This window comes from Pseudomonas sp. FW305-20, from assembly GCF_058788075.1.
Map to the genome: position 1 here is coordinate 1 of NZ_JBYTAJ010000030.1, position 21619 is coordinate 21619.

Below are 21619 nucleotides of genomic sequence, written 5' to 3' on the forward strand. Positions count from 1 at the left end.
GCGTGGGAATGCCTCAACGGACGCTCCGCGTTCGGCTCTTGATGGGACGCGGAGCGTCCCGGGCTGCATTCCCACGCAGAGCGTGGGAACGATCAACAAGAGCCGCATTCAACTTTTGATGCTGCGTGCCGTTAAAGCCTCTAACCACGCCAATAAAATCAAAAGAGTGAACCGTCATGCGCATGAGCCTGAAGGCTAAAGTCCTGTCCCTTGCCGTCCTCCCGGTGTTGCTCTTTGCGCTGGTCATCAGCCTGACCACATTGTTCATTCTGCAGGAGCAGGCCCGCACGGAAGTCGAGGAAACTCGCCAGCGCCTGCTCAGCGATGCCAAGGCAACCCTGCAAAGTTACGTCGCCGTGGCCATGACCACGATCAAACCGCTCTATGACGCGGCCGCCCCCGGTGATGATGCGGCGCGGGCCCACGTGGTCAAGTTGCTGTCGAGCATCACCTACGGCAAGGACGGCTACTTCTTCGGCTACGACTCCAACACCGTGCGCCTGTTCAAGGCCAACAGCCCGGAAGGTGTGGGCCAGAGCTTCAAGGACAACCGCGATCCGAACGGCGTCTATGTCAACCGCGACCTGGTGAAAGTCGCCAAGGACGGCACCCACTACCTGCAATACAGCTCGACGTTGCCCGGCAACACTCAAGTGTTGGTGCCGAAACTCGGCTACACCGAATACCTGCCGAAGTGGGACATGGCGGTCGGTACTTCGGTCAACCTCGACGGCATCGAAGCGCAAGTGGCGCTGGTCGAAATCAAGGTCCAGGAGCGCATGCAAGGCGTGGTGCTGAGCATCGTCGGGATTGCCGTGGTGGTGCTGTTGATGATTGCCGCTGCCGGGATGCTGCTGGCCAACACCATCTTGCGTCCGCTGAACCTGATGAAAGCCAACCTCGATGACATCGCGGCGGGCGAGGGCGACCTGACGCGTCGCCTGACCATCACCAGCCAGGACGAACTCGGCGAACTGGCCGGCTCGTTCAACCGCTTCGTCGACAAGATCCATGGCCTGGTGCGCCAGATCACCGAAATGACCTCGCAACTGACCGGGCTGGTGAATCAGGTCTCCGACCAGGCGCAGCGCTCGGATCAAGCCATGGAGCGTCAGCGTCACGAGACCGATCAGGTCGCCACGGCGATCAATCAAATGTCGGCGGCGGCTCAGGAAGTGGCGAAAAGTGCGCAAAACGCCGCAGTGGCTGCCCAGCAGACCGACGAAGAAGGCCAGGCTGCCAAGCGTGTGGTGGCCGGCAGCATCGTGAAGATTCATGCGTTGGTGGACGACATTCGCAGCAGTGGCGTGTCGCTGGACAGCTTGCAAAAAGACGTGTCGTCGATTGTCAGCGTACTCGGCGTGATCCGTTCGATTGCCGAGCAGACCAACCTGCTGGCGCTCAACGCCGCCATCGAAGCTGCCCGTGCCGGTGAGGCCGGTCGTGGTTTTGCGGTGGTGGCCGACGAGGTTCGGGCGCTGGCCAGTCGCACGCAAATCAGCACCCAGGAAATCCAGGGCATGATCGATCGTTTGCAGGCCGGCACTCAGTCGGCGGTGGAAGCGATGCGCCGTTCCAGCGAAGCCGGGGACGGCACTTCGGCCCAGGCCAACGAAGCGGGTGCCTCGCTGGACACCATGGCCCAGCTGATCGGCACCATCAACTCGATGAACGCGCAGATCGCCAGCGCCGCCGAAGAGCAGACCGCCGTGGCCGAAGAGATCAACCGCAGCGTGCACCAGATCGCTGTGGCCGTAGACAGTGTCGCCGACGAAACCCAACTCGGCGCCCAGACGTCCCGCAGCCTGGCCGACCTCGGTCAGCGCCTGGGCAAACTGGTGGGCCAGTTCCGCATCTGACGGACGATGCCTTTGTGGCGAGGGGGCTTGTGTGGCGAGGGAGCTTGCTCCCGCTCGAGTGCGCAGCGCTCGCAAGATTTTGCGGCCGCTGCGCTGCCGAGCGGGAGCAAGCTCCCTCGCCACACAAGCGTGTTCGACTTGGTCGCTACGGTCTGTCCCAGTAGGGCACCGTGCCGAAGCATTCGACAAAGAAATCAATCACCGTCCTTACCTTCACCGACAACCGTCGGCTCCCAGGCCAGAGAACTGCAATCTGCTGCGGTTCCGGACTGTTGGACACCTGATACGCCCCGAGCACGGGCACCAGCGTGCCCTTGCGCACCGCCTCACCGATCAGCCACGACGGAAACATCACCAGCCCCAAGCCTTGTTCGGCGGCTTGCGTCAGGGTGTCGGCGTGGTTGCCGGTGATCGGACCCTTCACCGAGCAGGGCGTCCAGTCCTGCTGATCCTTGCGGAAAAACCAGCGTTGCTGGCCGGTCACGCCCTTGTAGGCCAGGCACTGATGCGCGGCCAGTTCTTCGGGATGTTGCGGTGTGCCGTGACGTTCCAGATAGGCCGGGCTCGCGGCGACTTGAAAACGATGGGGCGCCAGAATCCGCGCCTGCATGCTCGAATCGTGCAGCGCGCCGATGCGAAACAGCAGGTCGGCGCCTTCCTGCAAGGGATCGACGTAGCTGTCGGTCTGCTGGATATCCAGTTGCAGTTTCGGGTAGCGCTCGCAGAGCCGCCCCAGCCACGGCGTCAGGTGCCGCTGACCGAACACCACTGGCGCGTTGATCCGCACCAGTCCGCTCGGTTCGCTTTGCTGTTCCTGCAGGGCCTGCTCGGCCTCTTCGAGTTGCACCAGCACCAGCCGCGCGTGATGACCCAGCATGCGCCCGGCTTCGGTAGGTGAGACGGCGCGGGTGTGGCGGTAGAGCAATTGCTGGTTCAGGGCTTGTTCCATCAATTGGATCTGCCGGGAAATCGAAGAAGGGGCCAGGCCTTCGCGACGGGCGACTTCGGAAAAACTGCCGTGGTCCAGCACCGCTACAAATAGCCGAAGTGCCTTGAATCCCAGTTCGTTGAGGCCATGCATGAGAAGTCCTGCTGTGCGAGTTGCGCAAAAGTGTTGTCAGGATGCTCCCATTTATCGCAAAGGATCGCCAGCCGATAATGCGCGCCACCCCATCCCCGCGTTCATCTGATAACTGGCAGGTTTTCGTTATGCAATCTTCTTCAATCGACATCGCTGAAACGCCAGCGCCCCAACCAGGGCTGCGACTGTTGCTGCTCCCGCTGGTGATTCTGGCCGGCATGGGCCTGTCCGTGGAGGCCGGTCTGCTCGGGCCGCTCGGGGTTCAGGTCGGGCACTTGTGGGCGACCTTGAGCATCTTCGGTGTCGGCTCGGCGATTTTGTTCTTGCTGTTGCTGTTCAGCGGTCCGCAACAGGGGCCCGCCTTGAATGAACTGCCGCGCTGGCAGTTGATCGGCGGGTTTTTGGGGCCGATGTACGTAATCGTGCTGACCTTGGCCACGCCGCACATCGGCATTGCCATGACCATGATCGCGATCCTCTCCGGGCAGGTCGGCAAAAGCGTGTTGATCGACCACTTCGGCTGGTTCGGCGCTACCCGCAAAAAGGTCAACGGTGAACGTTGGCTGGCCTTGCTGCTGATTGTCGCGGCACTTGTTCTGATCGCTCGGGGTTGATGATGAATCTGATTATTTTGTTGGCGGTGGTCGTGGCGGCCGGTGCGGTGTTGAGTGTCCAGGCGGCGATCAATGGGCGATTGGGCGAAACGGTGGGCGTGTTGCGCAGCAGTTTGCTGACCTTCGTGGTCGGTGCAGTGACCACCGGACTGCTGATCCTGTTTTTCGAACCGGCCCATGCCGTGAGTTTGCTGGACGTGCCGAAATGGCAGCTCAGCGGTGCACTGTTCGGGGTGGTGTACATGCTGGTGATGGTTGGCGCGGTGCCGCGGGTCGGCACGGCGGTCGCCACGGTGGCGGTGATCGTGGGGCAATTGGGGATGGGGATGTTGATCGATAACTTCGGCTGGCTGGGCAACCCGGCGATCGAGTTGTCCAGCAGCCGGATACTGGCGATGGTGTGTCTCGCCTTGGCATTGCTGTTCATGTATCGCAGCAGTGCCCGGCAGGGGTGATGCAAGCTCCTACACTGGTGATACGGGTCGCATGTGCGAAACCCGGACGACCACCACCAATGGAGTCAGGCTCATGATCGACAGTGAAAGTAAATGCGACTGCCCCAAGTGCTCCTGCAAACTGGGCGAACATCCGATCGCGCGACACGGCAAGCACTATTGCTGTGAGGCCTGCGCCAAACACCATGAACATGGCGAAGAATGCGCGACCAAAGGTTGTAAGTGCGCCAAGGGCTGACACCCGTGACGCACAGAATGTGGAGCCTAATCAGGCTCCACTTCCAGCTTCAGGCTTTGATCTTCCAGCCGTTCGGTATGGCGGATGATTCCATTGAGTCGTCGCCCATCCACCTTCACCGCCAGCGTTTTTGCCTGTTCCAGATCTTGCGGTACAGGTGACTGGACGCGGAGGGCGAAGCGGGTCGGGTCATGCTCGACTTGTTCAAGGCCGACCTCACACTCGGCACTTTTGGTGATCCGGCCAAACAGCGTATCGAGGCCGTAGTCCAGGTGTGCCTTGCTGGTAAGTTGCGTCGTTGTCATGCCCGATCCCTCCCAAAAGTCCAAGGCTGCGCCATCCGTTAATTCGCCGGCCGCCACTTGACGTTTTCCACGCCGAACTTCTCTGCCATCGGCTTGCTGGTTTTTTGCACCTTCTCACGGCCGAAGCGGGGGATTCGTCCGATCCCCGCGTCGCAACTTGCCCAATGCCAAGCCTCCGCGTTATCCATCTTGTCCAGGCGGATGATGAAAGACTTGGGCGCGCCATGAAGGGTGTATTCAATGACGAAAAGTTTTGCGTTGTTCATAAAGCCCATATTCCTCCCTGTGGTTATACAAGGATCGTTGGGGGGGCGGAAAATTCACTCGGATTGTCAGACGGATACCACCAATGCCGACAGACTGCTGGTTCGTTACCTGTAATCCCCTGAAACCCTGCGTCCCAGGCCGAACGGGGAGCATCCATTGAAGCGTTCCCCTGTGGGAACGATCAGCTCCTTCGAAATAGGGGTTGATGTAAACTCCTCGGCACTGACTTCACGAGATGTGCCTCCCCCATGAGCGAACCGATTCGTCTGACCCAATACAGCCATGGTGCTGGATGTGGCTGCAAGATTTCTCCCCAAGTGCTGGAAGTGATCCTGGCCGGCAGCGGGGCGCAGAACCTTGACCCGAAACTCTGGGTCGGCAACGCCTCGCGCGATGACGCGGCGGTGTACGCCATTGATGAAGAACGCGGCGTGGTCTCGACCACCGACTTTTTCATGCCGATCGTCGACGACCCGTTCGACTTCGGCCGCATCGCCGCCACCAATGCCATCAGCGACATCTACGCCATGGGCGGCGATCCGTTGATGGCGATTGCGATCCTCGGCTGGCCAGTCAACGTGCTGGCCCCGGAGATTGCCCGGGAAGTGATTCGCGGCGGGCGTTCGGTCTGCGATGAAGCCGGCATTCCGTTGGCCGGTGGGCATTCCATCGACGCACCAGAGCCGATCTTCGGCCTCGCCGTGACCGGTCTGGTGGAAAAGCGCCACATGAAGCGCAACGACACCGCTACCGTCGGTTGCCTGCTTTACCTCACCAAACCGCTGGGCATTGGCATCCTCACCACCGCCGAGAAGAAGGGCAAGTTGCGCCCTGCCGACATCGGCCTGGCCCGCGACTGGATGTGCACCCTGAACAAACCCGGCAGCCGTTTCGGCAAACTCGAAGGCGTCACCGCGATGACCGATGTCACCGGTTTCGGCCTGCTGGGGCATTTGGTGGAAATGGCCGATGGCAGCAACGTGACCGCGCGCATCGAGTACGACCGTGTGCCGCGTCTGCCGGGTGTCGAGTATTACCTCGACCAAGGCTGCGTGCCGGGCGGGACGCTGCGCAACTTTGACAGCTACGCCAGCAAGCTGGGGCGTCTTCAGGAAATGCACAAGCGCGTGCTCTGCGATCCGCAGACCAGCGGTGGCCTGCTGGTTGCGGTCACCCCCGAAGGTAACGAACACTTCCTCAAAGTGGCTGCCGAGCTGGGCCTGACCCTCGAGCCGATCGGTGAACTGATCGAGCGACAGACAAACGCGGTCGAGGTGTTTTGATGTCCATCGAATACACCGATTACCGCGACATTTTCCTCAACGACCGACCGATGATGGATGCCCGTGCGCCGGTCGAATTTCTCAAAGGCTCGTTCCCCGGCGTGATCAACCTGCCGCTGATGAATGACCATGAGCGGCAACGGGTCGGCACGTGTTACAAGCAACACGGCCAGCAAGCGGCCATTACGCTGGGGCACCAGTTGGTGTCCGGCGAGATAAAAGCCGAGCGTATCCAGGCCTGGGCCGATTTTGCCCGGGCTCATCCTGATGGGTATTTGTATTGTTTTCGCGGTGGTTTGCGTTCGCAGATCGTCCAGCAATGGCTCAAGGACGAGGCGGGCATCGACTATCCGCGAGTGGGTGGCGGCTACAAGGCCATGCGCACCTTCTTGCTCGACACGCTCGATCAGGCGGTTGCCCAGTGTGATTTCGTCTTGCTGGGCGGCATGACCGGCACCGGCAAAACCGAAGTACTCACGCAGTTGAGCAACGGCCTGGACCTTGAGGGTCATGCCCATCATCGCGGCTCCAGTTTCGGTAAACGCGCCACCGGCCAGCCCTCCAACATCGATTTTGAGAACTGCCTGGCGGTGGACGTACTGAAGAAGCGCGCCCAGGGCATCGAGCAGTTTGTGCTGGAAGACGAGAGCCGCGCGATCGGCAGTTGTGCGCTACCGCTGCCGCTGTTTCAGGGCATGCAGCAGTTTCCGATGGTCTGGCTGGAAGATAGCCTGGAAGGGCGGGTCGAACGGATCCTGCGCGATTACGTGGTGGACTTGTGTGCCGAGTTCATCGGTGTGCATGGCGATGAAGGTTTCGCGCTGTTTTCCGAGCGCCTGCTGGAGAGCCTGAACAATGTGCAGAAACGTCTGGGCGGTGAGCGCCATCGGCGGCTGTTGATGTTGATGGAAGACGCGCTGACGGAGCAGGCGAGCAGCGGGGCCGTGGACTTGCACCGGGGCTGGATCGAAGGGTTGCTTCGCGAGTATTACGACCCGATGTATGCGTTTCAGCGGGAGAAGAAAGGGGGGCGCATTGAATTCGCCGGGGAGCGGGCTGCGGTGCTTGAATACCTGCGCGAGCGGCGCATCAATCAGAAGTAATGTGTTGGATTTGCCGGCCCCATCGTCGGAACGCCGCCCGGAGCAGGCTCACTCCCACATTTGATTTGGGGTGGGCACAAATGTTGTGGTCACAGCAGGCCCCTGTGGGAATGAGCCTGCTCCGGGCGGCGTTCCGACGATGAGGCCCTGACAGGCACCAAATCCCTTAAAGCTTATGTCGGACAAGTCTCCTGCCCATTATCCAGACCTTGCTTGTAGGCGTGGCTCTGCACACTGGCCTTGCCGTTGTGCCAGGTCAGAGTGAGCACGTACAGCGAGTCGTAGTCGCTGGATTCCCAGTCATCGGTAATGTTCTGTTTCTTGCCAACGGCTTCTCCAGCAACCCTGTTGATCAGCTCCGGCAGGTAGCCGGAGGACCAGGCGGTGTAGATGACCGAGTTGTGATATTTGTCGTGGAGCAATTCATCGGCCAGGTCGCTGGTGTCGTTGGCCGAGAAATTGATGTTCACCGGCAAACCGAGCTTGATCGCGCTGGGGCTGATGGTCATCAGGGGACGAATGTAACTGTAGGAATTGTCCAGTTCGCCTTCTTCGACATTGCGCGTCGGGTTGGCGGCAAACACATAGTTGGCCTTGCCGAATTTTTCCGGCAACAAGGTGGCCAGGTCGATGGCACGGTTCAGGCCCTGGCAGTTGAGCTGGCCGAGGCCGCCGGCGGGTTTTTCCGCATGGCGCAGGAACACCAGCGTCTGGGTGCCGTCCGCCGGTTGGGCGCGGCTTTCGCTGGACTCAAGGGACAGGAACAGCGCGCTGACCGCCAACAGGGAAGGCAGGAGGACATACGCGCGATGTTTGAAGCGTTGGGCGAATTTGAAAAGGTTCATCATTTGAATAGGTGATCTTCAGCGCATTCAGTTAAGGCTGACAAACCTTTACACCGCCAGCTCCGTGCATCGGGTGTTTTCCATGTCGTTGGGCCGGTCCGTTTCCGAAAGGGCAATGCTCAGAGTCCTCTGAAGCCCATTTGGTTCGATCCGAGCGAGTGCGCAGCACTGTAGCGGCAACCTGAGATGGGTTAGAGCAGAGGTTATCGACAGGATGTTGCGGATTTATGGACACAGTACAGGTCTCGGCGCCATTCACAGGCTGCGATCTTCTGATCTTGCTCATCAGCAATATTGATAACGCCAAAAATTCGCGGCCGTCGCCAGGCCTACATTATGATCAGCGTCGACTTTTTTCGTGTGGATGCTTCCCATGACCGATCTGTCCGCGTTCCCGATTACCCAAAAATGGCCGGCTCAATACCCCGAGTGGATCCAGCTTTACTCCTTGCCGACTCCCAACGGCGTCAAGGTGTCGATCATGCTCGAAGAGATCGGACTGCCCTACGAGCCGCATCGGGTGGCCTTCGACACCCACGACCAGATGTCCCCCGAATTTCTTTCGCTGAACCCCAACAACAAGATCCCGGCGATCCTCGACCCCCACGGTCCGGGGGACCAACCCCTGGCACTGTTCGAGTCCGGGGCGATTCTGATTTACCTGGCCGACAAGAGCGGGCAACTGCTGGCCCAGGAATCGGCGGCTCGCTACGAGACCATTGCGTGGCTGATGTTTCAGATGGGCGGCATCGGGCCGATGTTCGGCCAGCTCGGTTTTTTCAACAAATTTGCCGGCAAGGACTACGAGGACAAACGTCCCCGCGACCGCTACGTCGATGAAAGCAGACGCCTGCTCAATGTCCTCGATAACCGTCTGGAAGGGCGCAACTGGATCATGGGCGAGCGCTACACCATCGCCGACATCGCAACCTTCCCCTGGGTGCGCAACCTGATCGGCTTCTATGAGGCTGGCGAGCTGGTGGGCATAAACGACTTCACCAACGTCACGCGGGTGCTGGAGCGCTTTCTGGCGCGGCCGGCGGTGATGCGCGGGCTGGAAATCCCCAAGCCAAACGCTTCGATTTGATCAATACCAAGGAAGGCCATGCACTCATTCGATTTCAAGCAAGTAGATGTCTTCAGCCGTGTTGCGCTCAAGGGCAATCCGTTGGCGGTGGTGTTCGGCGCCGATGAGCTCAGCGATGAGTACATGGCGGCGTTCGCCAGCTGGACCAACCTCAGCGAAACCACATTTATACTCGAACCGCGCGATCCTCGCGCTGACTATCGCGTGCGGATTTTCACCACCCTGAGCGAATTGCCGTTCGCCGGTCACCCGACACTGGGCACCTGCCATGCGTGGCTGGAGGCCGGTGGTGTGCCCAAGGGCGAAGAGATCATTCAGGAATGCGGCGTGGGGCTGGTGCGGGTTCGTCGACAAGGGGCAGAGCTGGCCTTTCTCGCACCGGCATTGCTCAAAACCGGGCCGGTGGAAGCCGATGTGGTGGAACGGGTGCGGCGGGGGCTAGGCCTGGAATCGGGGGCGATCGTGCGCACTCAGTGGGTCGACAACGGTGCGGGGTGGCTGGCCGTGATGGTCGAGGATCGCCAGCAGGTGCTGGACCTGCAACCGGATCATTCGCAAATGCTTGGCCTGGCCGTCGGTGTCATCGCGCCCTGGCATCCCGAGCGTGATGGTGATGACGCACAGTTCGAAGTACGGGCGTTCATCTCCGGCGACGGCATGCCGGAAGACCCCGCCACCGGCAGCCTGAACGCCGGAATTGCCCAGTGGTTACTCAACGCAGGACTGGCGCCGACGTCCTATGTGGTCAGCCAGGGCCTGACCATGGGCCGCGCCGGGCGCATTCAGGTCGAGCAAGTGGGCGACGAGATCTGGATCGGCGGCGCGGTGGTGACCTGCATCAGCGGAACGCTGACACTGTAAGCGACATGTGGCAGTTGCCGAGCCTGCGCTGATCGTTCCCACGCAGAGCGTGGGAACGATCATCTGATGGGGAGCGGTGATTATTGCCGAACCGGTAAGGGTTTTTCCTCACCTGAGGTTTGTGCCCTGCAAGGTCCAGGGCATAAGCTTCGCCCCCTACGACTTTCGTCTCGTCCTCCGTTTTTCAGGAAATCCACATGTCCAGTCAGTTCCCCGAAGCACGTCCACGCCGCCTGCGCCGCAATGCGAGCCTGCGCAGCCTGTTCCAGGAAACCGAGTTCAGTTTGAACGATCTGGTGCTGCCGATTTTCGTTGAGGAAGAGATCGATGACTTCGTCCCGATCAAAAGCATGCCCGGCGTGATGCGTATCCCGGAGTCGAAACTGGCAGGTGAAATCGAGCGTTATGCCCGCGCCGGGATCAAGTCGGTGATGACGTTCGGCGTGTCGCACCATTTGGACGGCAACGGTAGCGACACCTGGAGCGATAACGGTCTGGTGTCGCGCATGTCGCGCATCGCCAAGGATGCGGTGCCGGACATGATCGTGATGTCCGACACCTGCTTCTGTGAGTACACCGACCATGGTCATTGCGGCGTGTTGCACAACCATGAAGTCGACAACGACCAGACCCTGATTAACCTCGGCAAGCAAGCGGTGGCCGCGGCCCGTGCCGGTGCCGATGTGATCGCCCCGTCGGCCGCGATGGACGGGCAGGTTCAGGCCATTCGCCGGGCGCTCGATGAAGCGGGTTTCAACCAGACCGCGATCATGGCCTATTCGACCAAGTTTGCCTCGGCACTCTACGGTCCGTTCCGTGAAGCCGGCGGCAGCGCGCTCAAGGGCGATCGCAAAAGCTACCAGATGAACCCGATGAACCGTCGCGAAGCCGTGCGCGAATCCCTGATGGACGAGCAGGAGGGCGCCGATGCGCTGATGGTCAAACCGGCCGGGGCGTACCTGGACATCATCCGCGACATCCGTGAAGCCTCGCGCTTGCCGCTGTCGGCGTATCAGGTGAGCGGCGAGTACGCGATGATCAAATTCGCCGCCCAGGCCGGGGCGATCGATGAAGATCGCGTGGTGCGTGAGAGCCTCGGCGCGATCAAGCGGGCCGGGGCGGATCTGATCTTCACTTACTTTGCGATGGACCTGGCGCTGGCCGGGATCTGAGATCTTGACGTGATCGTTCCCACGCAGAGCGTGGGAACGATCATCAGCGGACGCCAAAAAACGGCCTGATCCCGTGATCCCGCAAGTACCGCTCGATCACCTTGGGATCGGCAGAATTGTCGGCAATCGCCACATACGTGTCCGGTCGCAACAGGTAAAACCCGTTACGCGCCAGCCCCGCCGCTTCAAACGCCGGCCGCCAGTCAAACACATGCAAGGGCAAATGATGTTCGTGGCACCAGGCGATCATTTCGTCGCTGGTGTCGCCATACACATGCACCTGCCAGGTCAGACACTTCAGCGATTCGAAATTGTCCCCCTCGCCGTCGTGAGCCCACGGCAGGCGGTCGCCACCGTGAACATGGCCGGCAACGCCCGCGCTCAACGGCATCCCGCGATAATTCAGGGTGATCTGCGACACCGTGCGAAACAGGAACTCGCGGGACGCCTCAAACGATGCCATTTTCGGAATCAACAACGGCGTCAGGCGCGTGCGCAGTAAATCCGCGATGCGCCCTTCGGCCGTGACAAAGCTGAACACCCGATCGGTGGTGGCGACCAGTTTGCGGGCAAACGCGATGCGCTCGGTTTCGTAAGTGTCGAGGAGTTTGGCCTCAGCGCCGCCGCTCAACACCGCCGCGAGTTTCCAGGCGAGGTTGATGGCATCGCCAATGCCGGTGTTCATGCCCTGGCCACCGGCAGGGCTGTGGACGTGGGCGGCGTCACCCAATAGAAATGCGCGCCCGGTTTGAAAGTGATCCGCCACCCGATGATGCACGCGGTAGGTCGAGAACCAGTTCAGTTGCTCGATCTTCACTTTCATATGCTCGATGGCCCGGCTGCTGACGTCTTCAAATTGCAGGGTGTCGACCTGGTCGGCGCGTTCGTCGCGTACGGTGCCGATCAGACGGGCGCGGCCTTCACCGGCCAAGGGAAACACCGCGAGAAAATCCGCTTCATCGAGATCCACGTGCAGTTCGCCGTTGAACGTCGGCCCGCTGGCTTGCACGTCGGCGACGTAGAAAACCTGTTGGTAGGTGCCGCCAGGGAAACCGGTGTCCAGGGTTTTGCGCACGATCGACCGGGCACCGTCACAACCCGCCAGATAGCAGGCCTGGCAGGTTTGCTCCTGACCATCGGCCAAGCGCAAAAAGGCGGTGATGCCGTCACCGGTTTCCACGAAATTCTCAAGCTCAGTGTTGCGTTCAACCTGGACGCCAAAGGCTTCGAGGCGGTCGATCAGCAGCCGTTCGTGTTCGTCCTGAGGAAAGATTTCGAGGAACGCATAGGGCGTCAGGCCTTCACCGATGCGGCTCAGTGGCAAGCGCGCCACGGGTTCGCCCTTGACCCAGAAATTGGCGGCGGCCACTCGATGACCGTTCTGCACCACGGCATTGCTGAGGTCGAGCTGGCGATACAGCTCCAGCGTCCGCGCCTGGACGGCCAGCGCCCGCGACGTGGTTCCGGGTGCTGACGTCTTGTCGATAATGCGCACTTGCACGCCAAGCTTGCTCAGCCACAGCGCCAACACCAGTCCGGTCGGGCCGGCGCCGATGATCAGTACGTCGCTACGGTTCATGAGCCTGTCCTCCTCGGTGTGTGGCTCAAGTATGGTTCAGCCGCGACGGACGGGCGGGTTGTCTGCCAAACGGAGAAAGGCCCCGCAGCCCTGATGCCGACCAAGCCAAAACGCGATCCGTAGCAGCTGGCGAAGCCTGCGTTCGGCTGCGAAGCAGTCGTAAAACCTGAGTTTGCGGTCTTCCTGAAACACCGCATCGTCTGATTTCACGACTGCTTCGCAGCCGAACGCAGGCTTCGCCAGCTGCTACAGGGAACAGTGGGGGGCGGTGAGAGTCATAGCCTGCGCCATGCCATTGATCGTATGGTTACCCCGGCTCAACGGATTTGATGGAGCAACATGCAAGCCAAACGATTGATGATGAGCGTCGCCGCGCTGCTGGTGCTGGCGGGTTGCGGTACTCAGCGCACGCAAGAGCTCCCGGCGCGCAAGCCTGCTGAGGTCAAGGCCGAGATCGTGCGCCTGTTGCCGGCCAAAACCACCGATCGCCAGGGCTGGGCTACCGATATTTACGTAGCATTTGCTGCCCAGAACATTTATCCATCCACCCAAAACCTATGCTCGGTCCTGGCGGTCACCGAGCAGGAATCGACTTTCCAGGTGGACCCGCCGGTACCGGGCCTGGGCAAAATCGCCCGCGCGGAAATCGACCGCCGTGCCGACAAAGCCCACATTCCCGGCCTGCTGGTGAGCGGTGCGCTGCAGGTGAGTTCATCCAATGGCAAAAGCTACAGTGATCGACTCAATGCGGCGCGCAGCGAAAAAGAGCTCAGCGCGATTTTCGATGACTTCATCGGCATGGTGCCCATGGGCCGGACGCTGTTCGGTGGGTTCAACCCGGTGCACACCGGTGGGCCGATGCAGGTCAGCATCGATTTCGCCGAGCAACAGGCGAAGGCCTATCCGTACCCGGTGAACGGCTCGATCCGTCGTGAAGTGTTCAGTCGTCGCGGCGGCCTGTACTTCGGTATAGCCCACTTGCTCGGTTATCCGGTGAGCTACAAACAACCGTTGTATCGCTTCGCCGATTTCAATGCCGGTTGGTACGCCAGTCGCAATGCCGCATTTCAGAACGCGGTGAGTCGCGCGTCGGGCATACCGCTGGCGCTGGATGGTGACCTGGTTCGCTACGATTCGATCATGCCAGGCACCACGGAATTGGCGGTGCGCACCCTCGGCAAGCAACTGGGCATGCGCAATCCGACCATTCGCGACCAATTGGAGGAGGGCAAAAACTTCGAATTCGAGAACACCCAGCTCTATGCACGGGTTTTTGCCCTGGCCGAACAGGCGGAAGGTCGGCCATTACCGCGTGCGGTGTTGCCGGGGATTGTGCTGCAAAGCCCGAAGATCTCCCGCAAACTCACCACGGCATGGTTTGCCAAGCGGGTCGATGAGCGCTATCAGCGTTGCATGGCGCGGGCCGGCAAGTGACCGAGCGCAAAAGACAGACGTAAAAAAACCCGGCTGATAAGGCCGGGTTTTTCATTGAGTACCTCGGTAAAACCATTCATTTATACAGCGCGGCTTTCGATCAGACGGTCCGAACCACCTTCAGCGACGCGGTTCTCGATCAGGCGATCGGAGCCACCTTCAGCAACGCGGTTTTCGATCAGACGATCCGAACCACCTTCAGCGACGCGGTTCTCGATCAAACGATCGGAGCCACCTTCAGCGACGCGGTTCTCGATCAGACGATCGGAGCCACCTTCTGCGACGCGGTTCTCGATCAGACGATCCGAACCACCTTCAGCGACGCGGCTTTCGATCAGACGATCGGAGCCACCTTCGGCCACACGACTTTCAATCAGACGATCCGAGCCGCCTTCAGCGACAACCGGGTGAACAGAGGTAGCGGCGAAAGCGTTAACTGCGAAAACCGAGAAAGCAATGCTGAGGATAGTTTGGCGTTTCATGATGGTGTGCTCCGGGGTGTAGTTGTTTGGTGTGAGGCTGATGTTACGCCGCGGATTTTTTATGAGAACTTCATTGCCGTGATGGTGAACATCGACGGCAATGATAGGAAGGACGACTCACCCCACATGAGCGTGATGTTCCAGTTCCCCACCTCGGCCGCCATCGTGACCAGCGTTCGACGCCATGCTCATAGGCGAGCATGGCGCCACCGCGCCCTTGTTCACCGGCTAGACTGGCCGATGACGAGTATTCGCTCGTCTGCTGATTCTGTTTTCGTTTCGCCAGGAGCGCGCGATATGTACCAGCTATACGGACACCAGAACTCCGGCGCTGCCGCGATAGAAGCGGCACTGGAGCTGTGCGAAATCCCCTACCGCTTCATCGACGTTGAAACCTCTCCCGAGGCGACCCACGCGCTGGAGAAGCTCAATCCGCTCAAGCAGGTCCCGACCCTGCAATTGCCCGATGGCAGCGTTCTCACCGAGAGCGCGGCGATTCTGATTCACCTGGGTCTCACGTTCCCCCAATCAAACCTGTTGCCGAAAAACGCCGCCGAGCGGGATCAGGCCATTCGCGGCCTGGTGTACATCGTCAGCAATTGCTATTCGGCGATTGGCATCATCGACTACCCCGAGCGCTGGCTGGCCGAGACGGATGAATCGTCCAGGCAAAACCTCATGGCCGGCGCCCGCGCGCGACTGCACCGGAGTTGGGAGGTGTTTGCCGATCAGTTTTCGGGCGATTTGTATCTGGGCGACGAGACGCCGGGGGCACTGGATGTGCTGGCGGCGGTGGTTTCAAGATGGGCGGGCAGTCGCGAGTATTTACGCAGTGCAAGGCCCGGATTTTTCGCGTGGCTTACGCGCATTGACCGGCACCCGACATTGGCACCGGTCTTTGCGCGGCATTGGCCGGGTTGATCTATTCGCCGCGGATGTACTGCTCCAACTGGCGAATCAATTCAGCCTGTTCGGCGATGGCTTCCTTGACCAGGTCGCCAATCGACAGCAAACCGATCAACTGGCCGTTTTCCACCACCGGCAAGTGGCGCAGGCGTTTGTCGGACATGATGCCCATGCAGGTTTCGACGGTTTGACGGGTGTCCACGGTGATCACCGGCGACACCATGATGTCTTCGACCGGTGTACCGACGGAGGAGCGGCCCTTGAGCACGAGTTTGCGCGCATAGTCACGCTCGCTGATGATGCCGACAACCTCGCCATTTCTCAGGACCGGCAAGGCGCCGACGTTTTTGGCGGCCATGACCATCAGGGCTTCCAGCACCATTTGATGCGGTGCAATGGTGTGGACCTCATGATTCTGTTCAGCCTTTAACTTCAGCAGTTGGGCGACGGTTTTCATGGCAGTTTCTCAGGTGTTGTCGTTGTCCTTGAAGAATCGTAGACACCGGCGCTGAGGGCAAGGCAGAAAGCGGCAGATAACGCTCAAAAAACGCCATTCAGCAGTTTTTCTTCGGTAAACCTGAAATTCTCCACAGATATTCATTGATCCATGGGCTGACTCGATCCATGTGGGAGTGAGCCTGCTCGCGAAGACCGCGGGTCAGTCAATACAGGTGTCGACTGATACACCGCTTTCGCGAGCAGGCTCGCTCCCACAGGCATTGCGTCCACCTCGCAGAGAGGGCTATCGCCTTCGATGACGCGTAGAATTGCGCCTTGAATCAAATCTTGAGGTTGCAGTGGTGGATTTACAGCGGGGCTTCGTCCTGACCCGGCATTGGCGCGATACCCCGGCCGGTACGGAAGTCGAGTTCTGGCTGGCGACCGACACCGGTCCCCAGCGGATCCGCCTGCCTCATCAACCCTCGGTGGCGTTCATTCCCGCCGCCCAGCGCGATCAGGCTGAAGCGTTGCTGCGCGGCGAAAAGAACGTCGAGCTGCGGCCGTTGGCGTTACTGGATTTCGAGCACCGCCCGGTACTCGGTCTGTACTGCCAGCAGCACGGTCAACTGATGCGTCTTGAAACCGCACTGCGCAAGGCCGGCGTCGACGTGTTCGAAGCCGATGTGCGCCCGCCGGAACGCTACATGATGGAGCGTTTCATCACCGCGCCGGTCCGGTTCAGTGGCACGCCGAACGCCGAGGGCCTGCTGCTCGATGCCCAGATGAAACCCGACCCCGACTATCGCCCTAGCCTCAGGCTGGTCTCCCTGGACATCGAAACCACCGCTCAGGGCGAGCTGTACTCCATCGCCCTGGAAGGCTGCGGCGAACGCCAGGTCTACATGCTCGGGCCGCCCAATGGCGACGGCAGCGAGGTGGATTTCCAGCTCGAATACTGCGATTCCCGAACCCTGCTGCTGAAAAGACTCAACGAATGGTTCGCCCGCCACGACCCCGACGCGATCATCGGCTGGAACGTCGTACAGTTCGACCTGCGCGTGCTTCACGAACATGCCCGGCGGCTGGCGGTGCCGCTGAAACTGGGGCGTGGCGGCGAAGAAATGCAGTGGCGCGAACACGGGAGCCGCACCCATTACTTCGCCTCGGCCGCGGGCCGGCTGATCATCGACGGCATCGAATCCCTGCGCTCGGCGACCTGGAGTTTCCCCTCGTTCAGCCTGGAGAACGTCGCGCAAACCCTGCTTGGCGAGGGCAAGTCGATCGACAACCCGTACCAGCGCATGGACGAAATCAACCGCATGTTCGCCGAGGACAAACCGGCCCTGGCCAAGTACAACCTCAAAGACTGCGAGCTGGTAACGCGGATTTTCGCCAAGACCGAGCTGCTGACCTTTCTGCTGGAACGGGCCAGCGTCACCGGTTTGCCGGCGGATCGCAGCGGCGGCTCGGTGGCGGCGTTCACGCACCTGTACATGCCGCTGATGCACCGCCAGGGTTTCGTCGCGCCGAACCTTGGGAACAAGCCTGCGCAAGCCAGCCCCGGCGGGTTTGTCATGGACTCGCAACCGGGCCTGTACGAATCGGTGCTGGTGCTCGACTACAAAAGCCTCTATCCGTCGATCATCCGTACCTTTCTCATCGACCCGGTGGGCTTGATCGAGGGCCTTAAACATCCGGATGACAGCGAGTCGGTGCCAGGCTTTCGCGGTGCGCGTTTTTCCAGAACCCGGCATTGCCTGCCCGCCATCGTCGCCCGGGTCGCCGAAGGGCGTGAAACCGCCAAGCGCGAACACAATGCGCCGCTGTCCCAGGCCCTGAAAATCATCATGAACGCCTTTTACGGCGTGCTCGGTTCCAGCGGTTGCCGCTTCTTCGACACACGCCTGGCATCGTCCATCACGCTGCGCGGTCACGAAATCATGCTGCGTACGCGACAGCTGATCGAAGCCCAAGGCCACACGGTGATTTACGGCGACACCGACTCGACCTTCGTCTGGCTGCGTCGTGCCCACGGTCAGCAAGAAGCCGCACAGATCGGCCACGCGCTGGTGGATCACGTCAACCAGTGGTGGCGCGAGCATGTGCAGCAGCAATACGGTCTGGAAAGTGCGTTGGAGTTGCAGTTCGAAACCCACTACAAGCGCTTTCTGATGCCGACCATTCGTGGCGCCGAGGAGGGCAGCAAGAAGCGTTATGCCGGGCTTGTGACCCGCGCCGATGGCACCGACGAAATGGTCTACAAAGGCCTGGAAACCGTGCGCACCGACTGGTCGCCGCTGGCCCGGCAATTCCAGCAGGAGCTGTACCTGCGCATCTTCAATCGCAAACCCTATCAGGAGTATGTGCGCGACTACGTGCGCAAGACCTTGGCGGGGGAGTTCGACGATCGCCTGATCTACCGCAAGCGCCTGCGCCGCACCCTCGATGACTATCAGCGCAACGTGCCGCCCCACGTGCGTGCCGCGCGGATTGCCGATGAGTACAACGACCTGCAGGGCCGTCCGCGGCAATACCAGAACGGTGGCTGGATCAGTTACGTGATCACCGTCGCCGGGCCCGAGCCGCTGGAAATCCGCAGCGCGCCCATCGACTACGACCACTACGTCACCCGCCAGCTGCAACCGGTGGCGGACGCCATTCTGCCCTTCGTGGACGACGACTTTTCAACGTTGATTGGTGGGCAGTTGGGCCTGTTTTGAGTCCAGCAGCAACAACGTCCAGTCATCCAGGATGCCGTGGAAATACTGGTCCAGTGCTCGATGAAAGTCGCTGTTAGCGCCGGCAACCTGGGCGAACAGCGTCATGGAAGAGTGAAACTTGAGATCGTCGGGATGGCCGAATATGCCGGCGACCGAGCTTTTTTCGATGTTCAGCACCAATTGCGTGCAGGTGCGCAACCGTGAACCCAGCAGCGGATGATTGAGGTATGCCGCGGCTTCCTCTTTGGAACGAATGGCAAAGTGGCGGGACATCTCGCTGCCGCCCAAACCTGCGAATTGCGGAAAGATGAACCACATCCAGTGACTGCGCTTGTGGCCGGCGTTCAGCTCGGCCTGGACCCGTTTGTACACCGGGTCCTGTGCCTGGATAAAGCGTTGCAGATTAAAGGAATCGTCCTGATCAGTGCTTCTCATGCCGAAGCCCTCTGACAGACTGCGATGGCTCAGACCATGGCCAATCGCTGTTTGCGTTGTGGCGCGCGAAACGCCTGTTCCAGCGCCTCCAGATCCCCAGCCTCCAGTTGCAATTGCGCCGCTTGCGCATTGAGTTGCAGGTGCTCGGGGCGGACCGCTTTGGGGATGGCGATCACGCCTTCGTTACGCAGCATCCATGCCAGCGCTATCTGGGCCGGCGTCACACGGTGACGGGCGGCTATTTGCTTGAGCGTTATATGGTCCAGCATAGGCCCACCCTGACCGATCGGACAGTAGGCCATGAGCGGCATTCGATGCTGGCGGCTCCAGGGCAGCAGATCAAACTCGATGCCGCGCTCTTCCAGGTTGTAGAGCACCTGGTTGGTGGCACAGGCCGATGAGGCCAGTTCCTGGAGGTCATCGACATCAAAATTGGAAACGCCCCAGCGACCGATCTTGCCTTCGACCCGCAGGCGTTCGAAGGCTTCGACCGTTTCTTCGAGGGGGTACTGGCCGCGCCAGTGCAGCAGGTAAAGATCGATGTAATCGGTATCCAGCCGCCGCAGGCTGCGTTCGCACGCCAGCGGAATCCCTTTGCGGCTGGCGTTGTGCGGGTAGACCTTGCTGACCAGAAACACTTCATCACGTCTGCCGGTGATGGCTTCACCGACCACTTCCTCAGCGCCGCCCTCGCCGTACATTTCAGCGGTATCGATAAGGGTCATGCCGAGTTCGATACCCAGGCGCAATGCCGCCACTTCCTGGGTATGCCGGGAACGGTCTTCGCCCATGCGCCAGGTGCCTTGGCCGATCACCGGTACGTTGACGCCGGCCAGTTCGAGGGTGCGCATTCAAATCTCCTTATTTTGAATCGATGAGTACTCCTTCGGTTGGCAACAGAATACCCCGGTGGTTCCATCGACCTGTAGCAGCTGTCGAGCTTGCGAGGCTGCGTTCGGCTGCGAAGCAGTCGCCGAATCAAACAATGAGGTGTTTCAGGAATACCGCGTGCGCAGGAGTTGCGAGGACTTCGTCCTCGGACGCAGCCTCGCAGGCTCGGCAGCTGCTACATGATCGCATTGGGCCTTACTGGGTAGAAAACTTCATCACCGTGCTCTGGGCATAGGTCTTGCCCGGGTCCAGGCGCGTGGACGGGAAGTTCGGCTGATTCGGCGAATCCGGGTAGTGCTGGGTCTCCAGCGTGAACGCGCCCCAGTGCGGGTAGACCTTGCCAGCCTTGCCCTTGACCGAACCATCGAGGAAGTTGCTGGTGTAGAACTGCACACCAGGCTCGGTGGTGTAGAGCTGCAAGCGACGACCGGATTGCGGATCGCTGACCTCGGCGGCGAGTTGGCCCACATCACCTGCGGCGTTCAGCACCCAGTTGAAATCGAAGCCGCCCTGTTTCGGTTCGGCAAATTTCAACTGAGGGTGATCGGCTTTGATGTGCTTGCCAATGGCGGTCGGCTGGGTGAAGTCCATCGGTGTGCCAGCCACCGGGGCCAGTTCGCCGGTAGGGATCAGCTTGCCGGTGACTGGCGTGTAATGGCTGGCGTGCAGGGTGGCGAGCTGTTTCAGCACATCACCGTTACCGGCGCCGGCCAGGTTGAAATAGCTGTGATTGGTCAGGTTCAACACCGTGGCTTTATCGGTGGAAGCCTTGTAGTCGATGCGCAACTCGTTTTGCTCATTGAGGCTGTAGGTGACCTCGGTTTTCAGGTTGCCGGGGAAGCCCATTTCACCGTCCGCCGACAGGTAGGTCAGGGTCACGCCGACCGAATCCTTGCCGTTGCTCGGCTGGGCTTTCCAGACGTGCTTGTCAAAACCCCGGGGGCCGCCGTGCAGCGAATTGGAACTGTCGTTGAGCGGTACCTGATAGCGCTTGCCGTCCAGTTCGAAAGCACCGTTGGCCAGGCGATTGCCAAAGCGCCCGATGGTCGCACCGAAATACGCCGTGCCGCTCTGATAGCCCTGCACGTCATCGAAACCGAGCACCACATCGTCGAACTTTCCGTTTTTGTCCGGCACTTTCAGCGACTGCAAAATGCCGCCGTAAGTAATGACCGTGGCGGTCAGCCCATGGCTGTTGCGCAAGATGTATTGCTCGACGGGCGTGCCGTCATTGGTTTTGCCAAAGGCCTTGTGTTCGCTGGACAGGCCGGCAGCCTGGGCGGAGAGGGTGGCGATCATCAGTGACAGTCCAAGGGCGCAGAACGGGTATCGGGATTGAAGCATGGTTGACCTTCCTTTTTATTGTTTTTGACAAAGTAGTCATACTACTAATCGGTTTTTAATAGGAGCAAGGAAGGATTTATAGCTTATGCAGGCGATGTTGCAATTATAAAGTATGACTAATTTGATGGCGCCGCTTAACGGGTGCCAACGCTTGCGGACGGTCGGCACTGCACTTTTCCAGGATTCACGGCTCTACCCTTGGCCAGCCTGCGGCGAA

At 60.3% G+C, this 21619-nt stretch carries 23 protein-coding genes; 13 read left to right on the top strand and 10 right to left on the bottom strand.

Features of this window, described 5'->3' with window-relative positions; translation table 11 throughout:
- Window positions 1-199 (top strand): hypothetical protein (locus AC3WP4_RS21985; protein WP_218219207.1); only part of this gene is annotated, 199 nt, incomplete at its 5' end.
- Window positions 183-1859, top strand: a complete 1677-nt coding sequence (ctpM, locus tag AC3WP4_RS21990) for a methyl-accepting chemotaxis protein CtpM (protein ID WP_492575896.1) — start codon at window positions 183-185, stop codon at window positions 1857-1859. The genes AC3WP4_RS21985 and ctpM, both read left to right, overlap by 17 nt.
- A gap of 145 nt (window positions 1860-2004) precedes the next feature.
- Here the strand turns inward: ctpM and AC3WP4_RS21995 are convergent, their stop codons facing one another.
- Window positions 2005-2940, bottom strand: coding sequence for a LysR family transcriptional regulator (locus AC3WP4_RS21995; RefSeq protein ID WP_074878559.1), 936 nt, complete (start codon window positions 2938-2940; stop codon window positions 2005-2007).
- Between the two features lie 128 nt (window positions 2941-3068).
- Between AC3WP4_RS21995 and AC3WP4_RS22000 the strand changes: the two genes are divergently transcribed.
- The 3 genes from AC3WP4_RS22000 to AC3WP4_RS22010 all read left to right on the top strand — a co-directional run bounded on the left by AC3WP4_RS22000 (window position 3069) and on the right by AC3WP4_RS22010 (window position 4247).
- Window positions 3069-3554 (top strand): DMT family transporter, encoded by a 486-nt coding sequence (locus AC3WP4_RS22000; RefSeq protein WP_074878557.1) that lies wholly within the window; start codon window positions 3069-3071, stop codon window positions 3552-3554.
- Entirely contained in the window at window positions 3554-4009 is a 456-nt protein-coding gene (locus tag AC3WP4_RS22005; protein WP_074878555.1) for a DMT family transporter, read from the top strand. The genes AC3WP4_RS22000 and AC3WP4_RS22005 overlap by 1 nt, the downstream gene beginning before the upstream one ends.
- 73 nt (window positions 4010-4082) lie before the next feature.
- Window positions 4083-4247: a metallothionein gene (locus tag AC3WP4_RS22010; protein WP_074878553.1), complete on the top strand. Its 165-nt coding sequence runs from the start codon at window positions 4083-4085 to the stop codon at window positions 4245-4247.
- Between the two features lie 26 nt (window positions 4248-4273).
- On the opposite strand, the gene AC3WP4_RS22015 is transcribed toward AC3WP4_RS22010, so the two are convergent.
- Together AC3WP4_RS22015 and AC3WP4_RS22020 are read right to left on the bottom strand one after the other, a co-directional pair.
- On the bottom strand, window positions 4274-4552 hold the full coding sequence (locus tag AC3WP4_RS22015) for a hypothetical protein (protein ID WP_102616332.1): 279 nt from the start codon (window positions 4550-4552) through the stop codon (window positions 4274-4276).
- Window positions 4553-4590: 38 nt separating this feature from the next.
- A complete protein-coding gene (locus AC3WP4_RS22020; RefSeq protein WP_074880815.1) occupies window positions 4591-4818 on the bottom strand; it encodes a DUF6555 family protein in 228 nt (75 codons plus the stop codon).
- Between the two features lie 249 nt (window positions 4819-5067).
- Here AC3WP4_RS22020 and selD point away from each other — a divergent pair, with 249 nt between their 5' ends.
- Entirely contained in the window at window positions 5068-6102 is a 1035-nt protein-coding gene (selD, locus tag AC3WP4_RS22025; protein ID WP_102616333.1) for a selenide, water dikinase SelD, read from the top strand.
- Window positions 6102-7205, top strand: coding sequence for a tRNA 2-selenouridine(34) synthase MnmH (gene mnmH, locus AC3WP4_RS22030; protein ID WP_102616334.1), 1104 nt, complete (start codon window positions 6102-6104; stop codon window positions 7203-7205). The genes selD and mnmH overlap by 1 nt, the downstream gene beginning before the upstream one ends.
- Before the next feature lie 173 nt (window positions 7206-7378).
- Here mnmH and AC3WP4_RS22035 read toward each other — a convergent pair whose 3' ends face one another.
- The gene (locus AC3WP4_RS22035; protein ID WP_074878545.1) at window positions 7379-8053 is read right to left on the bottom strand and encodes a histidine phosphatase family protein; all 675 of its coding nucleotides are present in this window, start codon (window positions 8051-8053) and stop codon (window positions 7379-7381) included.
- 370 nt (window positions 8054-8423) lie between these two features.
- Between AC3WP4_RS22035 and AC3WP4_RS22040 the strand changes: the two genes are divergently transcribed.
- The 3 genes from AC3WP4_RS22040 to hemB all read left to right on the top strand — a co-directional run bounded on the left by AC3WP4_RS22040 (window position 8424) and on the right by hemB (window position 11170).
- Window positions 8424-9137, top strand: coding sequence for a glutathione binding-like protein (locus tag AC3WP4_RS22040; protein WP_074878542.1), 714 nt, complete (start codon window positions 8424-8426; stop codon window positions 9135-9137).
- An 18-nt stretch (window positions 9138-9155) separates the two neighbouring features.
- The gene (locus AC3WP4_RS22045; protein ID WP_074878540.1) at window positions 9156-9998 is read left to right on the top strand and encodes a PhzF family phenazine biosynthesis protein; all 843 of its coding nucleotides are present in this window, start codon (window positions 9156-9158) and stop codon (window positions 9996-9998) included.
- 197 nt (window positions 9999-10195) lie between these two features.
- Window positions 10196-11170 carry a porphobilinogen synthase gene (gene hemB, locus AC3WP4_RS22050; protein WP_046047616.1) on the top strand — a complete coding sequence of 325 codons (975 nt, stop codon included), beginning with the start codon at window positions 10196-10198 and terminating at the stop codon, window positions 11168-11170.
- A 43-nt stretch (window positions 11171-11213) separates the two neighbouring features.
- Here the strand turns inward: hemB and AC3WP4_RS22055 are convergent, their stop codons facing one another.
- Window positions 11214-12749, bottom strand: coding sequence for an FAD-dependent oxidoreductase (locus AC3WP4_RS22055; RefSeq protein ID WP_074878538.1), 1536 nt, complete (start codon window positions 12747-12749; stop codon window positions 11214-11216).
- Between the two features lie 339 nt (window positions 12750-13088).
- Here AC3WP4_RS22055 and AC3WP4_RS22060 point away from each other — a divergent pair, with 339 nt between their 5' ends.
- Window positions 13089-14183, top strand: a complete 1095-nt coding sequence (locus AC3WP4_RS22060) for a DUF1615 domain-containing protein (protein WP_102616335.1) — start codon at window positions 13089-13091, stop codon at window positions 14181-14183.
- Between the two features lie 80 nt (window positions 14184-14263).
- Here AC3WP4_RS22060 and AC3WP4_RS22065 read toward each other — a convergent pair whose 3' ends face one another.
- The gene (locus AC3WP4_RS22065) at window positions 14264-14665 is read right to left on the bottom strand and encodes a hypothetical protein (protein WP_102616336.1); all 402 of its coding nucleotides are present in this window, start codon (window positions 14663-14665) and stop codon (window positions 14264-14266) included.
- A 297-nt stretch (window positions 14666-14962) separates the two neighbouring features.
- Here AC3WP4_RS22065 and AC3WP4_RS22070 point away from each other — a divergent pair, with 297 nt between their 5' ends.
- Window positions 14963-15586, top strand: a complete 624-nt coding sequence (locus tag AC3WP4_RS22070) for a glutathione S-transferase (protein WP_074878531.1) — start codon at window positions 14963-14965, stop codon at window positions 15584-15586.
- Window position 15587: 1 nt separating this feature from the next.
- Here the strand turns inward: AC3WP4_RS22070 and AC3WP4_RS22075 are convergent, their stop codons facing one another.
- Complete coding sequence (locus AC3WP4_RS22075; protein WP_074878529.1) at window positions 15588-16028, bottom strand: CBS domain-containing protein; 441 nt, start codon at window positions 16026-16028, stop codon at window positions 15588-15590.
- Between the two features lie 343 nt (window positions 16029-16371).
- Between AC3WP4_RS22075 and AC3WP4_RS22080 the strand changes: the two genes are divergently transcribed.
- A complete protein-coding gene (locus AC3WP4_RS22080) occupies window positions 16372-18732 on the top strand; it encodes a DNA polymerase II (protein ID WP_173860487.1) in 2361 nt (786 codons plus the stop codon).
- Here AC3WP4_RS22080 and AC3WP4_RS22085 read toward each other — a convergent pair.
- The 3 genes from AC3WP4_RS22085 to AC3WP4_RS22095 all read right to left on the bottom strand — a co-directional run bounded on the left by AC3WP4_RS22085 (window position 18697) and on the right by AC3WP4_RS22095 (window position 21402).
- A complete protein-coding gene (locus AC3WP4_RS22085) occupies window positions 18697-19167 on the bottom strand; it encodes a DUF1810 domain-containing protein (protein ID WP_102616339.1) in 471 nt (156 codons plus the stop codon). The two genes, AC3WP4_RS22080 and AC3WP4_RS22085, sit on opposite strands and share 36 nt — an antisense overlap.
- 29 nt (window positions 19168-19196) lie before the next feature.
- Window positions 19197-20018 carry an aldo/keto reductase gene (locus AC3WP4_RS22090; RefSeq protein ID WP_102616340.1) on the bottom strand — a complete coding sequence of 274 codons (822 nt, stop codon included), beginning with the start codon at window positions 20016-20018 and terminating at the stop codon, window positions 19197-19199.
- Between the two features lie 235 nt (window positions 20019-20253).
- A complete protein-coding gene (locus tag AC3WP4_RS22095) occupies window positions 20254-21402 on the bottom strand; it encodes an aldose epimerase family protein (protein ID WP_102616341.1) in 1149 nt (382 codons plus the stop codon).
- Window positions 21403-21619 lie beyond the last annotated feature (217 nt).